This window comes from Aeromicrobium choanae, from assembly GCF_900167475.1.
Taxonomy (GTDB): domain Bacteria; phylum Actinomycetota; class Actinomycetes; order Propionibacteriales; family Nocardioidaceae; genus Aeromicrobium; species Aeromicrobium choanae.
Genome location: NZ_LT796768.1, coordinates 3,000,787 through 3,016,415, shown reverse-complemented (window position 1 = coordinate 3,016,415; position 15,629 = coordinate 3,000,787). Strand labels below are relative to the sequence as shown.

At 71.4% G+C, this 15,629-nt stretch carries 17 protein-coding genes; 13 read left to right on the top strand and 4 right to left on the bottom strand.

What is annotated here, in order from left to right:
* The first annotated feature begins 5 nt into the window (after positions 1-5).
* The 4 genes from B5D60_RS14565 (at position 6) to B5D60_RS14550 (ending at position 2,373) form a co-directional block, all read left to right on the top strand.
* Positions 6-503: a universal stress protein gene (locus tag B5D60_RS14565; RefSeq protein WP_078700829.1), complete on the top strand. Its 498-nt coding sequence runs from the start codon at positions 6-8 to the stop codon at positions 501-503.
* The gene (gene msrB, locus B5D60_RS14560; RefSeq protein WP_078700828.1) at positions 500-919 is read left to right on the top strand and encodes a peptide-methionine (R)-S-oxide reductase MsrB; all 420 of its coding nucleotides are present in this window, start codon (positions 500-502) and stop codon (positions 917-919) included. The genes B5D60_RS14565 and msrB overlap by 4 nt, the downstream gene beginning before the upstream one ends.
* Before the next feature lie 213 nt (positions 920-1,132).
* The gene (locus tag B5D60_RS14555) at positions 1,133-1,666 is read left to right on the top strand and encodes a DUF6318 family protein (RefSeq protein ID WP_153303048.1); all 534 of its coding nucleotides are present in this window, start codon (positions 1,133-1,135) and stop codon (positions 1,664-1,666) included.
* A gap of 275 nt (positions 1,667-1,941) precedes the next feature.
* Complete coding sequence (locus tag B5D60_RS14550; protein WP_078700826.1) at positions 1,942-2,373, top strand: hypothetical protein; 432 nt, start codon at positions 1,942-1,944, stop codon at positions 2,371-2,373.
* Positions 2,374-2,404: 31 nt separating this feature from the next.
* On the opposite strand, the gene hemQ is transcribed toward B5D60_RS14550, so the two are convergent.
* Genes hemQ through hemE form a run of 3 tightly spaced genes read right to left on the bottom strand, consistent with a single transcriptional unit; the run spans position 2,405 to position 5,505 of the window.
* Entirely contained in the window at positions 2,405-3,097 is a 693-nt protein-coding gene (gene hemQ / locus B5D60_RS14545) for a hydrogen peroxide-dependent heme synthase (RefSeq protein ID WP_078700825.1), read from the bottom strand.
* Positions 3,098-3,107: 10 nt separating this feature from the next.
* Positions 3,108-4,442, bottom strand: coding sequence for a protoporphyrinogen oxidase (hemG, locus tag B5D60_RS14540; RefSeq protein ID WP_078700824.1), 1,335 nt, complete (start codon positions 4,440-4,442; stop codon positions 3,108-3,110).
* A gap of 1 nt (position 4,443) precedes the next feature.
* Positions 4,444-5,505, bottom strand: coding sequence for a uroporphyrinogen decarboxylase (gene hemE / locus B5D60_RS14535; RefSeq protein ID WP_078700823.1), 1,062 nt, complete (start codon positions 5,503-5,505; stop codon positions 4,444-4,446).
* A gap of 66 nt (positions 5,506-5,571) precedes the next feature.
* Here hemE and B5D60_RS14530 point away from each other — a divergent pair, with 66 nt between their 5' ends.
* The 3 genes from B5D60_RS14530 to B5D60_RS14520 all read left to right on the top strand — a co-directional run bounded on the left by B5D60_RS14530 (position 5,572) and on the right by B5D60_RS14520 (position 8,043).
* Positions 5,572-6,150 (top strand): DUF3000 domain-containing protein, encoded by a 579-nt coding sequence (locus B5D60_RS14530; RefSeq protein WP_078700822.1) that lies wholly within the window; start codon positions 5,572-5,574, stop codon positions 6,148-6,150.
* Positions 6,147-7,382, top strand: coding sequence for an HRDC domain-containing protein (locus tag B5D60_RS14525; protein ID WP_078700821.1), 1,236 nt, complete (start codon positions 6,147-6,149; stop codon positions 7,380-7,382). The genes B5D60_RS14530 and B5D60_RS14525 overlap by 4 nt, the downstream gene beginning before the upstream one ends.
* Positions 7,383-7,452: 70 nt before the next feature.
* Positions 7,453-8,043 carry a hypothetical protein gene (locus B5D60_RS14520; RefSeq protein WP_078700820.1) on the top strand — a complete coding sequence of 197 codons (591 nt, stop codon included), beginning with the start codon at positions 7,453-7,455 and terminating at the stop codon, positions 8,041-8,043.
* Positions 8,044-8,213: 170 nt separating this feature from the next.
* On the opposite strand, the gene B5D60_RS14515 is transcribed toward B5D60_RS14520, so the two are convergent.
* Complete coding sequence (locus tag B5D60_RS14515) at positions 8,214-9,182, bottom strand: aldo/keto reductase (protein WP_078700819.1); 969 nt, start codon at positions 9,180-9,182, stop codon at positions 8,214-8,216.
* Positions 9,183-9,213: 31 nt separating this feature from the next.
* Here B5D60_RS14515 and B5D60_RS14510 point away from each other — a divergent pair, with 31 nt between their 5' ends.
* The 6 genes from B5D60_RS14510 to B5D60_RS14485 all read left to right on the top strand — a co-directional run bounded on the left by B5D60_RS14510 (position 9,214) and on the right by B5D60_RS14485 (position 15,622).
* The gene (locus B5D60_RS14510) at positions 9,214-9,558 is read left to right on the top strand and encodes a hypothetical protein (RefSeq protein WP_078700818.1); all 345 of its coding nucleotides are present in this window, start codon (positions 9,214-9,216) and stop codon (positions 9,556-9,558) included.
* A 65-nt stretch (positions 9,559-9,623) separates the two neighbouring features.
* Complete coding sequence (secD, locus tag B5D60_RS14505) at positions 9,624-11,924, top strand: protein translocase subunit SecD (RefSeq protein WP_078700817.1); 2,301 nt, start codon at positions 9,624-9,626, stop codon at positions 11,922-11,924.
* Positions 11,925-11,944: 20 nt separating this feature from the next.
* Positions 11,945-12,355, top strand: coding sequence for a TM2 domain-containing protein (locus B5D60_RS17255; protein WP_078700816.1), 411 nt, complete (start codon positions 11,945-11,947; stop codon positions 12,353-12,355).
* Between the two features lie 36 nt (positions 12,356-12,391).
* A complete protein-coding gene (locus B5D60_RS14495; RefSeq protein ID WP_078700815.1) occupies positions 12,392-13,765 on the top strand; it encodes a cystathionine beta-synthase in 1,374 nt (457 codons plus the stop codon).
* Positions 13,762-14,907 carry a cystathionine gamma-synthase gene (locus B5D60_RS14490; RefSeq protein WP_078700814.1) on the top strand — a complete coding sequence of 382 codons (1,146 nt, stop codon included), beginning with the start codon at positions 13,762-13,764 and terminating at the stop codon, positions 14,905-14,907. Before B5D60_RS14495 ends, B5D60_RS14490 begins: the two co-directional genes overlap by 4 nt.
* 49 nt (positions 14,908-14,956) lie before the next feature.
* Positions 14,957-15,622: a hypothetical protein gene (locus B5D60_RS14485; protein WP_078700813.1), complete on the top strand. Its 666-nt coding sequence runs from the start codon at positions 14,957-14,959 to the stop codon at positions 15,620-15,622.
* The last annotated feature ends 7 nt before the right edge of the window (positions 15,623-15,629 follow it).

Here is a 15,629-nt window from a genome sequence, read left to right as displayed (position 1 = left end):
GGGGCATGTACAACGTGGCCCTGCTGGTGGAACGCCAGCTCATCGCCCTGGACGCCGATCAGATCCTCGCCCTCCATGAGGGTGTCGACGACGACGTCACGTATCACATGCTGCTGCCGGTGGACTCGTCCCCGGCAGCGCTGAGTGCGTCCATGACGGCGTTCGGCGGGGCTCAGTTCGTCCCGCTGGAGGAACCGGCCGCCTACACCCGCATCGAGGACGACCTGCGCCAGGACGGGCAGACCGAGCTCGAGGCCTCCGCCGCCCTGCTCGTCGAGCGTGGCCAGAAGGTCACCACGAAGCTCGTCGAGTACGACCCGATCGACGCGCTCGTCGATGTCGTGAAGGAGAAGTCGTGCGAGGAGGTCATCATCCTGACCGAGTCGCACGTGGTGCGTGAGTTCCTTCACCTCGATTGGACGTCGCGGGCGAGAAGAAAACTGGACGTTCCTACGTTGCACCTGTTGGAACACCTGACTTTCGACGAACAGGCGGAGATGTGAGCAACCAGACTGACAAGACCTATGCGGTCGACCGTCCCGACGACGAGTGGCGCAAGGACCTCAGCGCCGCCGAGTACCACGTGCTGCGTCAGGCCGGGACCGAGCGCCCCTTCAGCAGCGACTACGAGCACGACGCCACTGTCGGCGTGTACCGCTGTCGCGGCTGCAACGCCGAGCTCTTCCGCAGCGACACCAAGTTCGACGCCCAGTGCGGCTGGCCGTCGTTCTACTCCCCCTTGGCGGAGGACCGCGTCGAGTACATCGAGGACTCCACCCTCGGCATGAAGCGCACCGAGGTCCGCTGCGCCAACTGCGGCTCGCACCTGGGCCACGTGTTCGCCGGCGAGGGCTTCGCCACGCCCACCGACCTGCGCTACTGCATCAACGGCATCGCGCTGGACCTGCAGGCCGACTGATCCCTCCGCGCCCCCGGGCGCGCGGGATGTGTAGCGGTGTCCATCTTTTTTCGCGCCCGCCGCGAGGATTCCGGTGGCACCGCTACACCTGTCTCGGGGCCTTCGTCCACAGGCCTGAGACGGAGGGCTGACGTCCCCCCGGGCCGTCGCTAGAGTGCGTAACTCGAAGTGACGTAGTTCGGGGGAACGATGCGGATACTCACGTGTGCCTTCGTGGCGACACTCGCGCTCACCATGAGCGCCTGCGGCGAGGAGGACCCGCCACCTCCTGAACCCACCAGCGCGGCCACGACTCCCGCGAACCCCGACGCCACGCTGCCGCCGATGCCCGCGGAGGTCCGGGAGTTCACACCGAGTGGTTTGTCGACCTTCACACGTCACTACGTGGCCGTGATGGATTACGCCGCGGCCACCGGGGATGTAGGTGAACTTCAGCGGCTGTCCGATCCGGACTGCGAAGGATGCGCTGAGTACATCAAGTTCTTCGAGAGCATCTATGGCGACGGCGGGTTCATCCGGCAGGAGTGGTCCGCTCCAAGTGGTTCAAGCGTCCGATTCGACAGGCGTAGTTCTCCTGACGCCCAATCGTTCGTATCGACGGCCATGAAGATCTCCCCCGGAGAATTCAAGGAAAATGCCACGGCATCACCGAAACGCACCTCAGCATCGAACGACACCGTGACTTTCGGACTCCGCCACGACGAGGGTTGGACGGTCACGCAACTTTGGCTCGGGGAGTACGAGTGATCGCGATACTGACGGCGTTGATCCTCGCTGCGCCCTCCGGAGACGTCGAGGTCATTCCGAACCCGACAAGCCCAGAGGTCCGCCTGGAAAACGTGAGAAGAAGTCCGCCGGAGGGCCCCGCGCCGATCCGGGTGAGAAACCCGGGTGCGCCAGAGCCAGCCCCAATAGAACAAGAAACGGACCCGCTCTACTGCCGACCGGAGGCGCCGTTCCCTCAGGAGGAGTGCATACCGTTCCCCGAGCCGGCGGAGCCCACGGAGGCGCCGGAGCGGGAGGTGACGCCCGGCGATGTCGTGGAGGCGGTGGAGCGGGTCGGCCTGCCCCGGCTGCGCGTGGCCGTCCAGCCGGCCGGGTCGACGCTGGTGAACCTCGACACGATCTTCCACACCAGCTCGGCACCCTTCGAGGAGACCGTGGACATCCTCGACTCCACCGTCGACCTGCGGGCCACGCCTGCGAGCTACAGCTGGCACCACGGCGACGGCACCGCGCAGACCACCACGAGCCCGGGTCGCCCCTATCCCGCGCTCGACGTCATCCACCGGTACCGCCGGCCGGGCGGCGTGAGCGCCCGCGTCGACGTCACCTACCGGGTCACGTACCGCGTCGACGGCGGCGCCTGGCAGGAGCTCGACTCCACCATCACCGCCACCGGACCGGCCACGCCGCTGCGCGTCCGCGAGGCGCGCCCCGTGCTCACCCGCTGACTCCGCGGGTGGGGCGGGCAGCGGTGACGGGTCAGGGCCAGAGGGCGGTCAGCTCGGAGACCGAGAGGGCGCGGCCGGTGTAGAAGGGCAGCTCCTCGCGCACGTGGTGGCGGGCGCCGGTGGCGCGCAGCTCGCGCATGAGGTCGACGATGCGGTGCAGCTCGTCAGCCTCGAACGCCAGCAGCCACTCGTAGTCGCCCAGCGCGAACGACGCGATCGTATTCGCCCGGACGTCGGCGTAGTCGCGGGCGGCCTCACCGTGCTCGCGCAACAGCTGGCGACGCTCGTCGTCGGGCAGCAGGTACCACTCGTACGAGCGCACGAACGGGTACACGCAGATGTACTTGAGCGTGTTCTCGTCGGCCAGGAAGTTCGGCACGTGCGAGCGGTTGAACTCCGCCGGGCGGTGCAGGCCCGCGTTCGACCAGACGGGCGCGAGGTGCGAGCCCAGCTCGGTGCGACGGAAGGCGTTGTAGGCGTCCTGCAGGGCGTCGGCCGTCGGCGCGTGCCACCAGATCATCAGGTCGGCCTCAGCGCGCATGCCGCTCACGTCGTAGGTGCCGCGCACCACGACGTCGTCGAGCTTCGCGAAGAGCGCGTCGACCTCGTCCGCCATCGCGGCACGGTCGCCGTCGCCCAGCGGACGGTCGATCCGGAACACCGAGTACATCGCGTAGCGGATGGTGGAGTTGATCTGCTCAGGGTCGACCTCGTGCGAACTCATGCGTCCATTCTCACCCGGCCACGGTTCGCTCGGCCGCGGCCCTCCCGGTGGCCACGACGGCAGCGATCCCCACGCCCTCGTAGGCCGCGCCGCAGACCTCGAGCCCGGGCACGGCAGCCACGTCGTCGAGCACCGTGCGCACCAGCTCGCGGTGTCCCACCTCGTACTGCGGCAGGCCCCCGCCCCAGCGCTGAACCATCGAGGCCGTGACCGAACCGATCGCTCCCCCGGGCTCGACGACCGAGCGCAGGTCCGCGACCGCGAGGTCGACCAGCGAGGCATCGTCGCGCTGGAGCACCGCCGTGTCGCCCGCGCGCCCGATCGACGCGCGCAGCACCGTGGCGCCGCCGGCGGCCTCCGCGAGCCAGGCCCACTTGCGCGACGAGAAGGTCGCGGCCTTGATCTCCAGCGGCTCCACCGGGGGCACGAGGAAGCCGGTGCCCGAGGGCAGGTCGGCGCCCTCCAGCAGCAGCGACACGACCACCATCGAGGCGTAGTCCACACCCGCCAGGGCGAAGGCGGCCCGCGGGGCGACCTCGGCCAGCAGCCGCGACGCCGCCGGCGCGGGAGCGGCCATCACCACGGCGTCGAAGCGCTCGCGCACGGGTGCCGTCGTGGGCCCCACGACCAGCTCCCACCCCGTCCCGTCGCGTCGGATCGACCGCACGGTGGCGCCGGTGCGCACCTCGAAGCCGGCGGCCGCGACGACTGCCGCGGGAACCCGTCCGACCCCTCCGCGGACTCCGACGAGCGCCGGACCGGAGGCCTTCGGCGCGGCGGCCCGCGCGGCGGCGCCGGCCAGCAGATCCGGACCGAGCTCGGAGATCACGGGCGCCGCCGAGCGCAGCGACAGCCGGTCGGCGTGGCCCGCGTAGACGCCGCCGAGCAGCGGCTCGACGAGGCGGTCCACCACCTCGCGTCCCAGCCGGTCGCCCACGAACTGCGCCACGGAGACGTCCTCGTCGGGCACGGGCAGCGGCGTCGAGGTCACGGGGCCCGCGAGGACGCCCGACGCGTCGAGGGCGGCCAGGTCGGACGGCACGCCCATGATCGTGGGCGGGAGCGCGCGCAGCGCCCCGCGGCTCCACACCATCGACGGGATCGGCTCGGGCGCCACGACGTCGGCGGAGAGACCGACGGCCTCCACGAGGTCGAGGGCTTCGGGACGGCGCGCGAGCATCGCCTCGGCACCCACGTCCACCGTCAGGTCGCCGAGTCGCGCCTGGCGGACCTTCCCGCCGATCTCGGGCGAGCCCTCCAGCACCACAGGCTCGGCCCCCGCAGCGGCGAGACGGAAGGCCGCCGACAGTCCGGCGATCCCGCCGCCCACGACGGCGACCCGCACGTCAGGCCTCCGGCTCGTACGCGTGCACGAAGTCGACGAGGCGCGTCAGCGCGTCGGCGTCGGTCGCCGGGAGCACGCCGTGCCCGAGGTTGAAGACGTGGCCCTGGGCAGCGCGTCCGGCCTCGATCACCTCGGCCGCGCGGGCGTGGACGACCTCGGTGGGCGCGAACAGCAGCGTCGGGTCGAGGTTGCCCTGGACGGCGCGATCGCCGACCCGGCCGATCGCCTCGGACAGCGGCACGCGCCAGTCGACGCCCACGACGTCGGCGCCGGCCTCGCCCATGCGCGACAGCAGCTCACCCGTGCCGACACCGAAGTGGATGCGCGGCACGTCGAGGTCGGCGACGGACGCGAGGACGGCCTCGGAGTGGGGACGCGCGTAGGTGTCGTAGTCGGACGGCGACAGCGCCCCGGCCCACGAGTCGAACAGCTGGACCGCGGAGGCGCCTGCCTCGACCTGGAGCCGCAGGAACTGCCCCGCGATGGCCGCGATCCGCCCGAGCAGCGCGTGCCACAGGTCGGGATCGCCGTACATCAGCTCCTTGGTGCGCCGGTGGTCGCGCGAGGGACCGCCCTCGACGAGGTAGGAGGCGAGCGTGAAGGGTGCGCCGGCGAAGCCGATCAGGGGCGTCCCACCCAGCTCGCCGACGAGGCCACGCACGGCGTCGGTGATCGAGGTGACGTCGTCGGGCTCCAGGTCGCGCAGGGTGCCGAGCTGGTCGGCCGAGCGGATCGGGTCGGCCACCACGGGCCCGGTGCCCGGGACGATGTCCAGGTCGACGCCGATCGCCTTCAGCGGGACGACGATGTCGGAGAAGAAGATGGCCGCGTCCACGCCGTGGCGGCGCACCGGCTGCATCGTGATCTCGACGACCATGTCGGTGCGGAAGCACGACTCGAGCATGGGCACGCCCTCGCGGATCGCGAGGTACTCCGGCAGGGAGCGACCGGCCTGTCGCATGAACCAGACCGGCGTGTGGGAGGGCTCGAGTCCACGGCACGCACGCAGGAACGGGCTCGTGATGGCGCTGTCGACGGGGGCGTCGCGAACATCGTTGGTCACGTCACGAGTCTGTCACGCCTGCGTGTCGGGCCTCCGGCCCCCGCATTCCGTGCCTAAGATCACGGTGTGGGCGCCCGAACCAAGCTTGAAGGCATCCCGGCACCGTTCACGCGGGCTGTCGAGGAAGTGAAGCGCGCCGTCGCGCGCCCCGAGCTCGAGCTCGGTGAGATGCCGGCTCCGCAGCGCATCGCCCCGTTCGCCCACGCCATGACCGCCGACGTGGTCGTCGCCGACGTCGAGCTGGGCACGGGTCGCTTCATCCTGCTGCACGATCCGGCCGGCAACGACGCGTGGAACGGCACGTTCCGCTGCGTCACGTTCGCCCGTGCCGACATCGAGCAGGAGATGGCGACCGACCCACTCATCACCCAGGTCGGCTGGAGCTGGCTGACCGACGCGCTCGAGGGCGCCGGCGCCGAGCACACCAACCCGGCGGGCAGCATCACCGTCGTTCGCTCGGAGGGCTTCGGCGCGATGACCGACGACGAGACCGACGCCCAGATCGAGGTGCGCGCCTCCTGGACGCCCCACGGCGGGCTCGAGCCGCACGCCTCGGCGTGGATGGAACTGCTCGGCAAGCTCGCCGGCCTGCCGCCCCTGGCACCCGGTGTCGTCCCCCTCACTCGTAGGCGCGCCTCCCGTTGACGAACGAACCCGAAGAGATCATCGACGAGGCTCCTGAGCCCGTCCTCCCCCGACTCGGCCTCCGCGAGCCGCTCACTCCGGTCGTCGACACCGACGACGCACTGGCCCGCGCCTGCGCCGAGATCTCCCTCGGCGAGGGACCGATCGCCCTCGACGCCGAGCGCGCCTCGGGCTACCGCTACTCCCAGCGCGCCTACCTCGTCCAGGTTCGCCGTGAGGGCTCGGGCAGTTGGCTGATCGACCCGATCGCGTTCCCCGACCTCGGCGAGCTGGGCCTGGCCTTCGGCGACGCCGAGTGGATCCTGCACGCCGCCACCCAGGACCTGCCGTGCCTGGCCGAGGTCGGGCTGCGGCCCGCGTCGCTGTTCGACACCGAGCTCGCCGGCCGGCTGCTGAACCTGCCGCGCGTCGGCCTGGCGGCCCTCGTGGAGCACTACCTCGGCATGAGCCTGGCCAAGGAGTTCTCGGCCGCCGACTGGTCCACCCGGCCGCTGCCCGAGCCGTGGCTGGAGTACGCGGCGCTCGACGTGGAGGTCCTGCTCGAGCTGCGCGAGCTCGTGCTGGCCGACCTGAAGGCCGCGGGCAAGGACGGCTGGGCGCGCGAGGAGTTCGACGCGCTCCTGTCGTTCACCGGGCCGCCCGAGCGCAAGGACCCGTGGCGCCGCACCTCGAGCATCCACAAGATCCGCAGCCGCCGTGCCCTGGCCATCGTCCGGGCCCTGTGGCACACCCGCGACGAGATCGCCGCCGACCGCGACATCACCCCGGGCCGCATCCTGCCCGACGCGTCGATCGTGTCGCTGGCCACGCACGCCCCCGACTCGTTCACGGCGCTCAAGAACGACCCCACGATGCGTCGGCGTGGCCCGCGCCGGTTCCTCGACGACTGGTTCGACGCGATCGAGGAGGCCCTCGGCCTCCCGGAGGACGAGCTGCCCACCTCGGGCCAGCGCTCCGACGGTCCCCCGCCTCCGCGCGCCTGGGCCGACAAGGACCCGGTCGCCGCCGCGCGCCTGGTCCGCGTGCGCGCCGAGGTCACCCGGATCGCCGAGCAGTACAACGTCCCGGCCGAGAACCTCATCGGCCCGGCCATCGTGCGTGCGCTGGCCTGGCAGCCGCCGAGCGACCTCGACCCGGCCTCGATCGCCGAGGAGCTGCGCGAGCGGGGCAGCCGGAACTGGCAGATCGAGCTGGTGGCGGCGCCGATCGCCGCCGCGCTCATCGACCCCTGATCCTGCGCGCATCCGCACGACACCGGACATCTGCTCACGCAGTCACCGGCCCGGGTTTACGCTCGAACGCATGGCCGACTTCCACAAGCCGTCGTTGCCCGGGGCAGCCGTGTTCGACTCGCTGCCCGACCCGGACGACCCGGCGGAGCGCACCGCCGCCGGCCACCGGATCGCCTCGCTGCTGGTGCGCGGGGCGCGCGACCGCGCCGACCGCGACCTGGTCGAGCGGGTGCTGCACCTGGCCGACTCCGAGGGCATGGGGGTCATCGCCGAGATGTGGGCCAAGGCTCCGCCCGAGACCGTCGCGGGGGCCCTCTGGCGGCTCTACGCCCTGCGCACGTGGGTGCACCACAACCCCGTGCAGGCGTCGCGCGAGTTCGCCGCGGGCCGTGCCTATGCGCCCGTGCAGGAGGTCCTCGCCGGCGTGGTCGACCCGCCCGGACCGAACGAGGTCGTCGAGCTGGTCGACACGGTCGTGCGCGGCATCGTCGCCGCCGACTTCGACGTCTCCCTCGACCGGGCGGCGGCGTTCGCGCACATCGTCGGCGTCGGCCGCGGCCAGATGGAGGGCGGGGACACCGCCAGCGCCGCCCGCCTCGTCGACACGGCCCGCCATCTGAGGGCCGCCGCCGAGGCGGAGCGCCACGGCGAGCTGCACTGAGCCGCTTCCCGAAATGCCTCGGTGATCCCCTGCGTTTGGTCCCGATGCATTAAAATGGTGAGTGCGCCGGGTCGAGGTAGCCCCGGGTCCCAACATCAGCCGCTACGAGCGGCCACGCGCCGTGAGGCGCTCCCGACCCGGCGCGCCCCTCCCTCTCCATGCCCTCCGCATCAGCGCGGAGCGAACGTCGTGTACGAGTGCTCGGGCGCCAGCAGATCGTCCAGGGCGGCCGAGTCCTCCGCCGTCGGAGTCCAGCTCGCGGCAGCCACGTTCGACGCCACCTGCTCCGGGCGTGAGACGCCGGCGATCACCGAGGACACGGCCGGCCGTGACGCGAGTCCACCCATCGCGAGCTCGAGCAGTGTGATGTCCCTCTCATCGGCGAAGGCCTGCAGCAGGTCGATCCGCTGCCAGTCCGCGCCCTCCCAGCGTGCTCGCTGTCCGGCCAGGCGCGTGCCCGCCTCGGGCTCGGCGTCACGCGAGTACTTGCCGGTGAGCAGCCCGTAGGCGAGCGGGAAGTACGGCAGCAGGCCCACGCCCAGCTCGAGGCAGGCCGGCACCAGCTCGACCTCGGCCGCGGGGTTGTACAGCGAGTACTCGTTCTGCGCGGTCGCGAAGTGCGCGAGCCCCGCGGTCCGGGACACCCAGTCGGCATCGACCAGCTGCCACGCGGTGAAGTTCGAGCAGCCGATCGCACGGACCTTGCCCTCGTCGACCAGCTCGGTCATCGCGCCGAGCGTCTCCTCGATCGGCGTGCCCGGATCCGGGGTGTGCAGCTGGTAGAGGTCGATGACGTCGGTGCCGAGACGGCGCAGGCTGGCCTCGGCGGCACGGCGGACGTAGGCCGCGCTCCCCCGCCGTCCACCGTCGTCGCCGTTGCGCCCCTGCATGTCCATGCCGAACTTCGTGGCGATGACCACCTCGTCGCGGCGCCCCTGCAGTGCGGCGCCGAGCAGCGTCTCGCTCTCGCCGAGGGAGTAGGTGTCGGCCGTGTCGAAGAACCGCACCCCGTGCTCGAAGGCGGCGTCGACGACGGCGACCACCTGGTCGCCGTCGATGCGCGCCCCGAAGGCGTTGCAGCCGATCCCGACGGGGCCGACGTCGATACCGCTCGTTCCCAGGACATGTCGTGTGCTCACGCACCCACCGTAGGGCGGTTACACTCGGCGGGTGATCCGGACCACCCATGCCGCGCGACGTCTCGTCGCGGCCCTGGCAGCCGTGCTGCTGGCCGGCATGCTCGGGCTGGGTGCCCTCGCCGGACTCTCCGGTGCCGAGCGGCGTGCCACGGGCACGACGATGTCGGCCGGGGACGAGCCCGCACAGCCGCGGGTCACGGTCGCCAAGGCGACCTCGGACGACCACTCCGTGTCCGTCGACCTGCCCGCGGGCACGCTCGACACCACGCTGTCGCTGATCGCTGCCGCCATGGTGGCGTTCGCCGCCGCACTGGTCGCCGCACAGGTGGGCCGAGCGGTTCCCGCGCCGGCCGGGCGCGCACCGCCGCTGGCCTGACCGGCCCGGTCCGTCTTCGCCACCCCTCGTACTTCGCCGTCCTCGGCCCCCATCGAAAGTCACCCATGTCCTCCAAGACCAATTTCTGGCGCGGGCTCATCTGCCTCGTCGTGATCGTCGGCTCGCTCGCGATCGCCTTCACCATGAAGCCCAACCTGGGCCTCGACCTGCGCGGCGGCACGCAGATCACGCTCGAGACCCAGTCCACCGACCGCGTCGAGGCGAACGCCGAGTCCACCGATCGAGCCCTCGAGGTGCTACGCGGCCGCGTCGACGCCCTCGGCGTCTCCGAGCCCACGCTGGCGCGATCGGGCGACAAGCGGATCATCGTCGAGCTGCCGGACGTGCAGGACCCGAAGAAGGCCGCCGAGGTCATCGGCCAGACGGCCACCCTGGAGTTCCGCGAGGTCAAGGCCCCCGCGGACGAGAACACCAAGCCCGCCGAGGGCGAGGTCGTCCTGCCCGACGAGCAGGGCGGGAACATCCTCCTCGGCCCGGTCGCCTTCGACGGCAACGGGATCAGCGACGCGAACGCTGCGCTGCCCCAGCAGGGCCTGGGCGAGTGGGTCGTCAACGTCGAGTTCAACGGCACCGGCCGTGCGCCCTGGCGCGACCTGGTGACCTCGGCGTGCGCCAACACCGCGGCTGGCAACCGGATCGCGATCATCCTGGACAACGAGGTCATCTCGTCCCCCGGCATCGTCCCCGAGCTGTGCCAGTCCGGTGGCGGCAGCTCGACCAGCATCACCGGTGACTTCACCCAGGCCAGCGCCGACGAGCTCGCCGCGCTGATCAAGGGCGGCGCCCTGCCGGTCCCGGTGGAGATCATCGACCAGCGCACCGTCGGCCCGACGCTCGGCCAGGCCGCCATCGACGACTCCATCCAGGCCTCCATCATCGGCCTGTTCCTCACCGGACTCTTCATCATCTTCATCTACCGTGCGACCGGCGTCATGGCCACGATCGCGCTGTGCGTCTACGCCCTCGTCTCCTACGCCGCGCTGGTGCTGCTCGGGGCCACGCTGACCCTGCCCGGCCTGGCGGGCTTCGTGCTCGCGATCGGCCTGGCGATCGACGCCAACGTGCTGGTCTACGAACGAGCGCGCGAGGAGTATCACGAGAATCCGAAGTCCGGCCTGCTCTCAGCCCTGACCACGGGCTTCTCCAAGGCCTGGTCCGCGATCATCGACTCCAACGTCACGACGATCCTGGCCGCGCTGCTGCTGTTCTTCCTGTCGGCCGGCCCGGTCAAGGGCTTCGGCATCACCCTGACCATCGGCGTCATCGCCTCGATGTTCTCCGCCCTGGTCGTGGCCCGCTGGCTCACCGAGATGCTGGTCAAGCGCAGCTGGATCCGCTCGCACCCGCAGGTCAGCGGCATCGCCGGCATCTCCGGCGTGCGTCGCTGGCTGAACGAGCACGGCCCCTACCTCGTCCGCCGGGCGGGCATGTGGGTCGTCATCTCCCTGGGCGTCGCCACCGTCGCGATCGGCGGCATCATCGTGCGCGACCTGAACCTCGGCGTCGAGTTCGCCGGCGGCCGCCAGATCGAGTACTCGACCGCCGAGGTGGTCACCCCCGACCAGGCCCGCGAGGCCGTGGCCGACGCCGGGTTCCCCGAGGCGGTCGTGCAGTCCTCGTCCGCCGACGGCGGGGAGAACATCTCGGTGCGCCTGCCCAAGATCAACGAGGACCAGGCCGAGCAGGTGCGCTCGTCGATCGCCGAGGTCGGCGGTGAGACCGTCCAGGTCCGCTCCGACACGATCGACCCCACGCTGGGCAAGGAGCTGCGCAACAAGGCGCTGCTGGCCTTCCTCATCGCGGTGGCGGCGCAGATGGCCTACCTGGCGTGGCGCTTCCGCTGGACGTGGGCCGCGGCCGCCATCGTGTCGATGGCCTCGGTCGTGCTCGCGGTCGTGGGCGTCTTCGCCTGGTGGGGCAAGCCGATCGACGGCGTGTTCCTGGCGGCCATCCTGTCCATCATCGGCCTGGCCGTGAACGACTCGATCGTCGTGCTCGACCGCATCCGAGAACGCACCCGAACCCGCGACATCCCGTTGCGCGAGATGGTCAACGAGGCGATCCTGTCGACCCTGCCACGAACCATCAACACCGCGATGGGTGCCACGTTCATCCTGGCCGCGCTGATGGTGCTGGGCGGCGACTCGCTGCGCGACTTCTCGATCGCGGTGCTGCTCGGCCTGCTGTTCGGCCACTTCTCCACGGTGTTCACGGCGGCCACGCTGGGTCTGCTGCTGGAGGAGCGCTGGCCGTACCACCCGGACAAGGACCCGCGCCACAAGGCCGACCCGTACTCGCACATCCTCGACGGGCGCGGCATGCCCGACGAGGGCGCGGTGGTCTGATCCAGCGGTAGCGTGCGGTCATGACCACCCCGCCGGACGAGCCGTACCCCGATCCCGACCAGGGAGCGGGCGACCACGATCCGACGCTGCGGTTCGGCGGGCCCTCGGGCCCGCCGAACCCACCGCCGCCGCCTCCTCCTCCCCCGCCGCCGCCGCCGGGAGGGTGGGCGATGCCGGGGGCGCCGTACGGCATCGATCCCAAGACCGGCATCCCGTTCTCGGACAAGTCGAAGATCGTCGCGGGCCTGCTGCAGATCCTGATCCCTCTCGGCATCGGTCGGTTCTACGCCGGCCACACGGGGATCGGCCTGGCCCAGCTGCTCGTCACGGTCTTCACGTGCGGCCTGGGCGCGATCTGGCCCTTCATCGACGGGATCATCATGCTCGTGTCCGATTCGCGCGACGGCAACGGTCGGCCGCTCCGGTCCTGATCGGGCGCGTCAGACCCGCGGTGCGATGATGGGGTCATGGCCATCGCGAACCACGTGGTCGACCTCATCGGCGACACACCCCTAGTCCGGCTGAACTCCGTCGTACCCGAAGGCGCGGCCACCGTCGTGGCCAAGCTCGAGTACCTGAACCCCGGAGGCAGCGCGAAGGATCGCATCGCGGTCAAGATGGTCGACGAGGCCGAGGCCTCCGGCGCCCTCAAGCCCGGCGGCACGATCGTCGAGCCCACGTCCGGCAACACCGGCGTCGGTCTCGCTCTCGTCGCCCAGCAGCGCGGCTACTCGTGCATCTTCGTGTGCCCCGACAAGGTCAGCGAGGACAAGCGCAACACGCTGAAGGCCTACGGCGCGCAGGTCGTCGTGTGCCCCACGGCGGTCCCGCCGGACCACCCGGACTCGTACTACAACGTCTCCGACCGCCTCGTGCGCGAGACCGAGGGCGCCTGGAAGCCCGACCAGTACTCCAACCCGGCCGGCCCGGCCAGCCACTACGAGACCACCGGTCCGGAGATCTGGCGCGACACCGAGGGTGCGATCACCCACTTCGTCGCCGGCGTGGGTACCGGTGGCACGATCTCCGGCGCCGGGCGCTACCTCAAGCAGCAGCGACCCGACCTGAAGGTCATCGGTGCCGACCCCGAGGGCTCGGTCTACTCCGGCGGCACCGGGCGCCCGTACCTCGTGGAGGGCGTCGGCGAGGACTTCTGGCCCTCGGCCTACGACCCGGCGATCCCCGACGAGATCATCGCCGTCTCCGACGCCGACTCCTTCGACATGACGCGCCGCCTCGCCCGTGAGGAGGGCCTCCTGGTCGGCGGCTCCTGCGGCATGGCCGTCGTCGCCGCCGTGCGCGTGGCCGAGCGCCTCGGTCCGGACGACCTCGTCGTGGTGCTGCTTCCCGACGGCGGACGCGGTTACCTCTCGAAGATCTTCAACGACGACTGGATGGCCTCCTACGGCTTCCTGCGCACCCCGCTCGACGGCCACCCGGCCGACCTGCACGTGCTCGACATCCTGCGCCGCAAGAGCGGGGCCATGCCCGCGCTGGTGCACACCCACCCGTCCGAGACGGTGCGCGACGCGATCGAGATCCTGCGCGAGTACAACGTCTCGCAGATGCCCGTCGTCGGCCCCGAGCCGCCGGTGGTCATCGGCGAGGTCGCCGGCAGCGTCAGCGAGCGCGAGCTCGTCAGCGCGGTCTTCGAGGGCCGCGCCCAGCTGACCGACGCCGTCGCCCAGCACATGGAGCCGCCGCTGCCGATCATCGGCTCGGGCGAGGACCTGTCCGCCGCCCTCGACGCCTTCAAGGGCAGCGACGCACTGATGGTGGTCGACGAGGGCAAGCCGCTCGGCGTCCTGACCCGTCACGACCTGTTGGGAGTCCACGTATGAGCGACCTCGGCGGCTTCTCCACCCGCGCGATCCACGCCGGCCAGGATCCCGATCCGCGCACCGGCGCGGTGAACATCCCGATCTACGCCAGCTCCACGTTCGCCCAGGACGGCGTCGGGGGCATGCGCGAGGGCTTCGAGTACGCGCGCACCGGCAACCCCACCCGCCGGGCGCTCGAGGCGAACCTCGCCGCGCTCGAGGGAGGCACCCACGGACGGGCGTTCTCCTCGGGCATGGCGGCCACCGACGCGGCGCTGCGCGCGCTCCTGCGCCCGGGCGACCACCTGGTGATCCCCGACGACGCCTACGGCGGCACCTTCCGGCTCATCGACAAGGTGTTCTCGCACTGGGGCATCGAGCACACGCCCGCGCCGGTCAACGATCCCGACGCCATCGCGGCGGCGATGACCGACCGCACCAAGGTGGTGTGGCTCGAGACCCCGACCAATCCCCTGCTCAACGTCGCCGACATCGCGGCCTCCGCGGAGATCGCGCATGCCGCTGGGGCGAAGCTGCTCGTCGACAGCACGTTCGCGTCGCCCTACCTCCAGCAGCCACTGGCCCTGGGGGCCGACATCGTCCTGCACTCGTCCACGAAGTACCTCGGCGGGCACAGTGACGTCGTCGGTGGCGCGCTCGTCACCTCCGACCCCGCGCTCGACGAGGCCTTCGCGTTCCTGCAGAACGGTGCGGGCGGCGTGCCCGGGCCGTTCGACGCCTACCTGACCCTGCGCGGCATCAAGACCCTCGCGGTCCGCATGGATCGCCACTGCGACAACGCCGAGGCGATCGCGCGGATGCTGGTCGACCACGAGGCCGTCAGCCACGTCAGCTACCCCGGCCTGGCCGACCACCCGGGCCACGAGGTCGCGGCGCGCCAGATGCGGCGGTTCGGCGGGATGATCTCGCTGCGCCTCGCCGGCGGCCGCAAGGCGGCCCTCGACCTGTGCTCGCGCACCCGGGTCTTCACCCTCGCCGAGAGCCTCGGCGGAGTGGAGTCGCTCATCGAGCACCCGGGCGCCATGACCCACGCGTCGACCGCCGGATCGCAGCTCGAGGTCCCTGAGGACCTCGTCCGGCTGTCGGTCGGGATCGAGGACGTCGAGGACCTGCTCGAGGACCTCCAGCAGGCCTTGGCCTGACGTTCGCGGGCACCCGGGGAGGTGGGTCCGCCTCGTTAGTCTGGAGGTCATGTCTCGCAACGGCTCCTTCTCCGGACTGTCCTGGCTCCAGTTGGTGGCCGGTGCACTCGCGGCGATGACGTCGGCGTGGGTCGCGTCCTACCTCGGTGTCGCAGGCACGATCATCGGCGCCGCGGTCGGCAGCCTCGTGGCGTCGATCGCCAGCGCCTTCTACGTGCGCGGTCTCGACCGCGGCACCACGTTCATCACCGAGAGCGGCACGGTCGTGTCACGATCGGCGCCCGCGGGCGAGGAGAACGGCGAGGAGGGTGAGATCCTCGTCACCGAGCAGGCGTCCGCCATCGCGGTCGAGGACTCCGAGCGCGCGCTGTCGTGGAAGCGCATCCTCGTCTGGGCCGGACTCGCCCTCGGCACCGCACTGCTGGCCATCGGCGCGTACGAGCTGGCCACCGGGGCGTCCTTCGGCAACACCGACAACCCCACGATCGGACGCCCCTGGCAGGACCGCGGCACGGGCACCGACCCGCAGGACGAGCCGGATCCCACCGCGTCGACCGGGCCCACGGACGGCCCCTCCGACGACCCGACCACGGCTCCAACGACCGCCCCCACCACCGCGCCGACCACCGCAGCGCCCGCGCCGCAGTCTCCCGATCCCACGACCAACCCCACGGTCGAGCCCGCCCCGGAGGCCACGCCCGGCGCCCAGGACTGACCCGGGA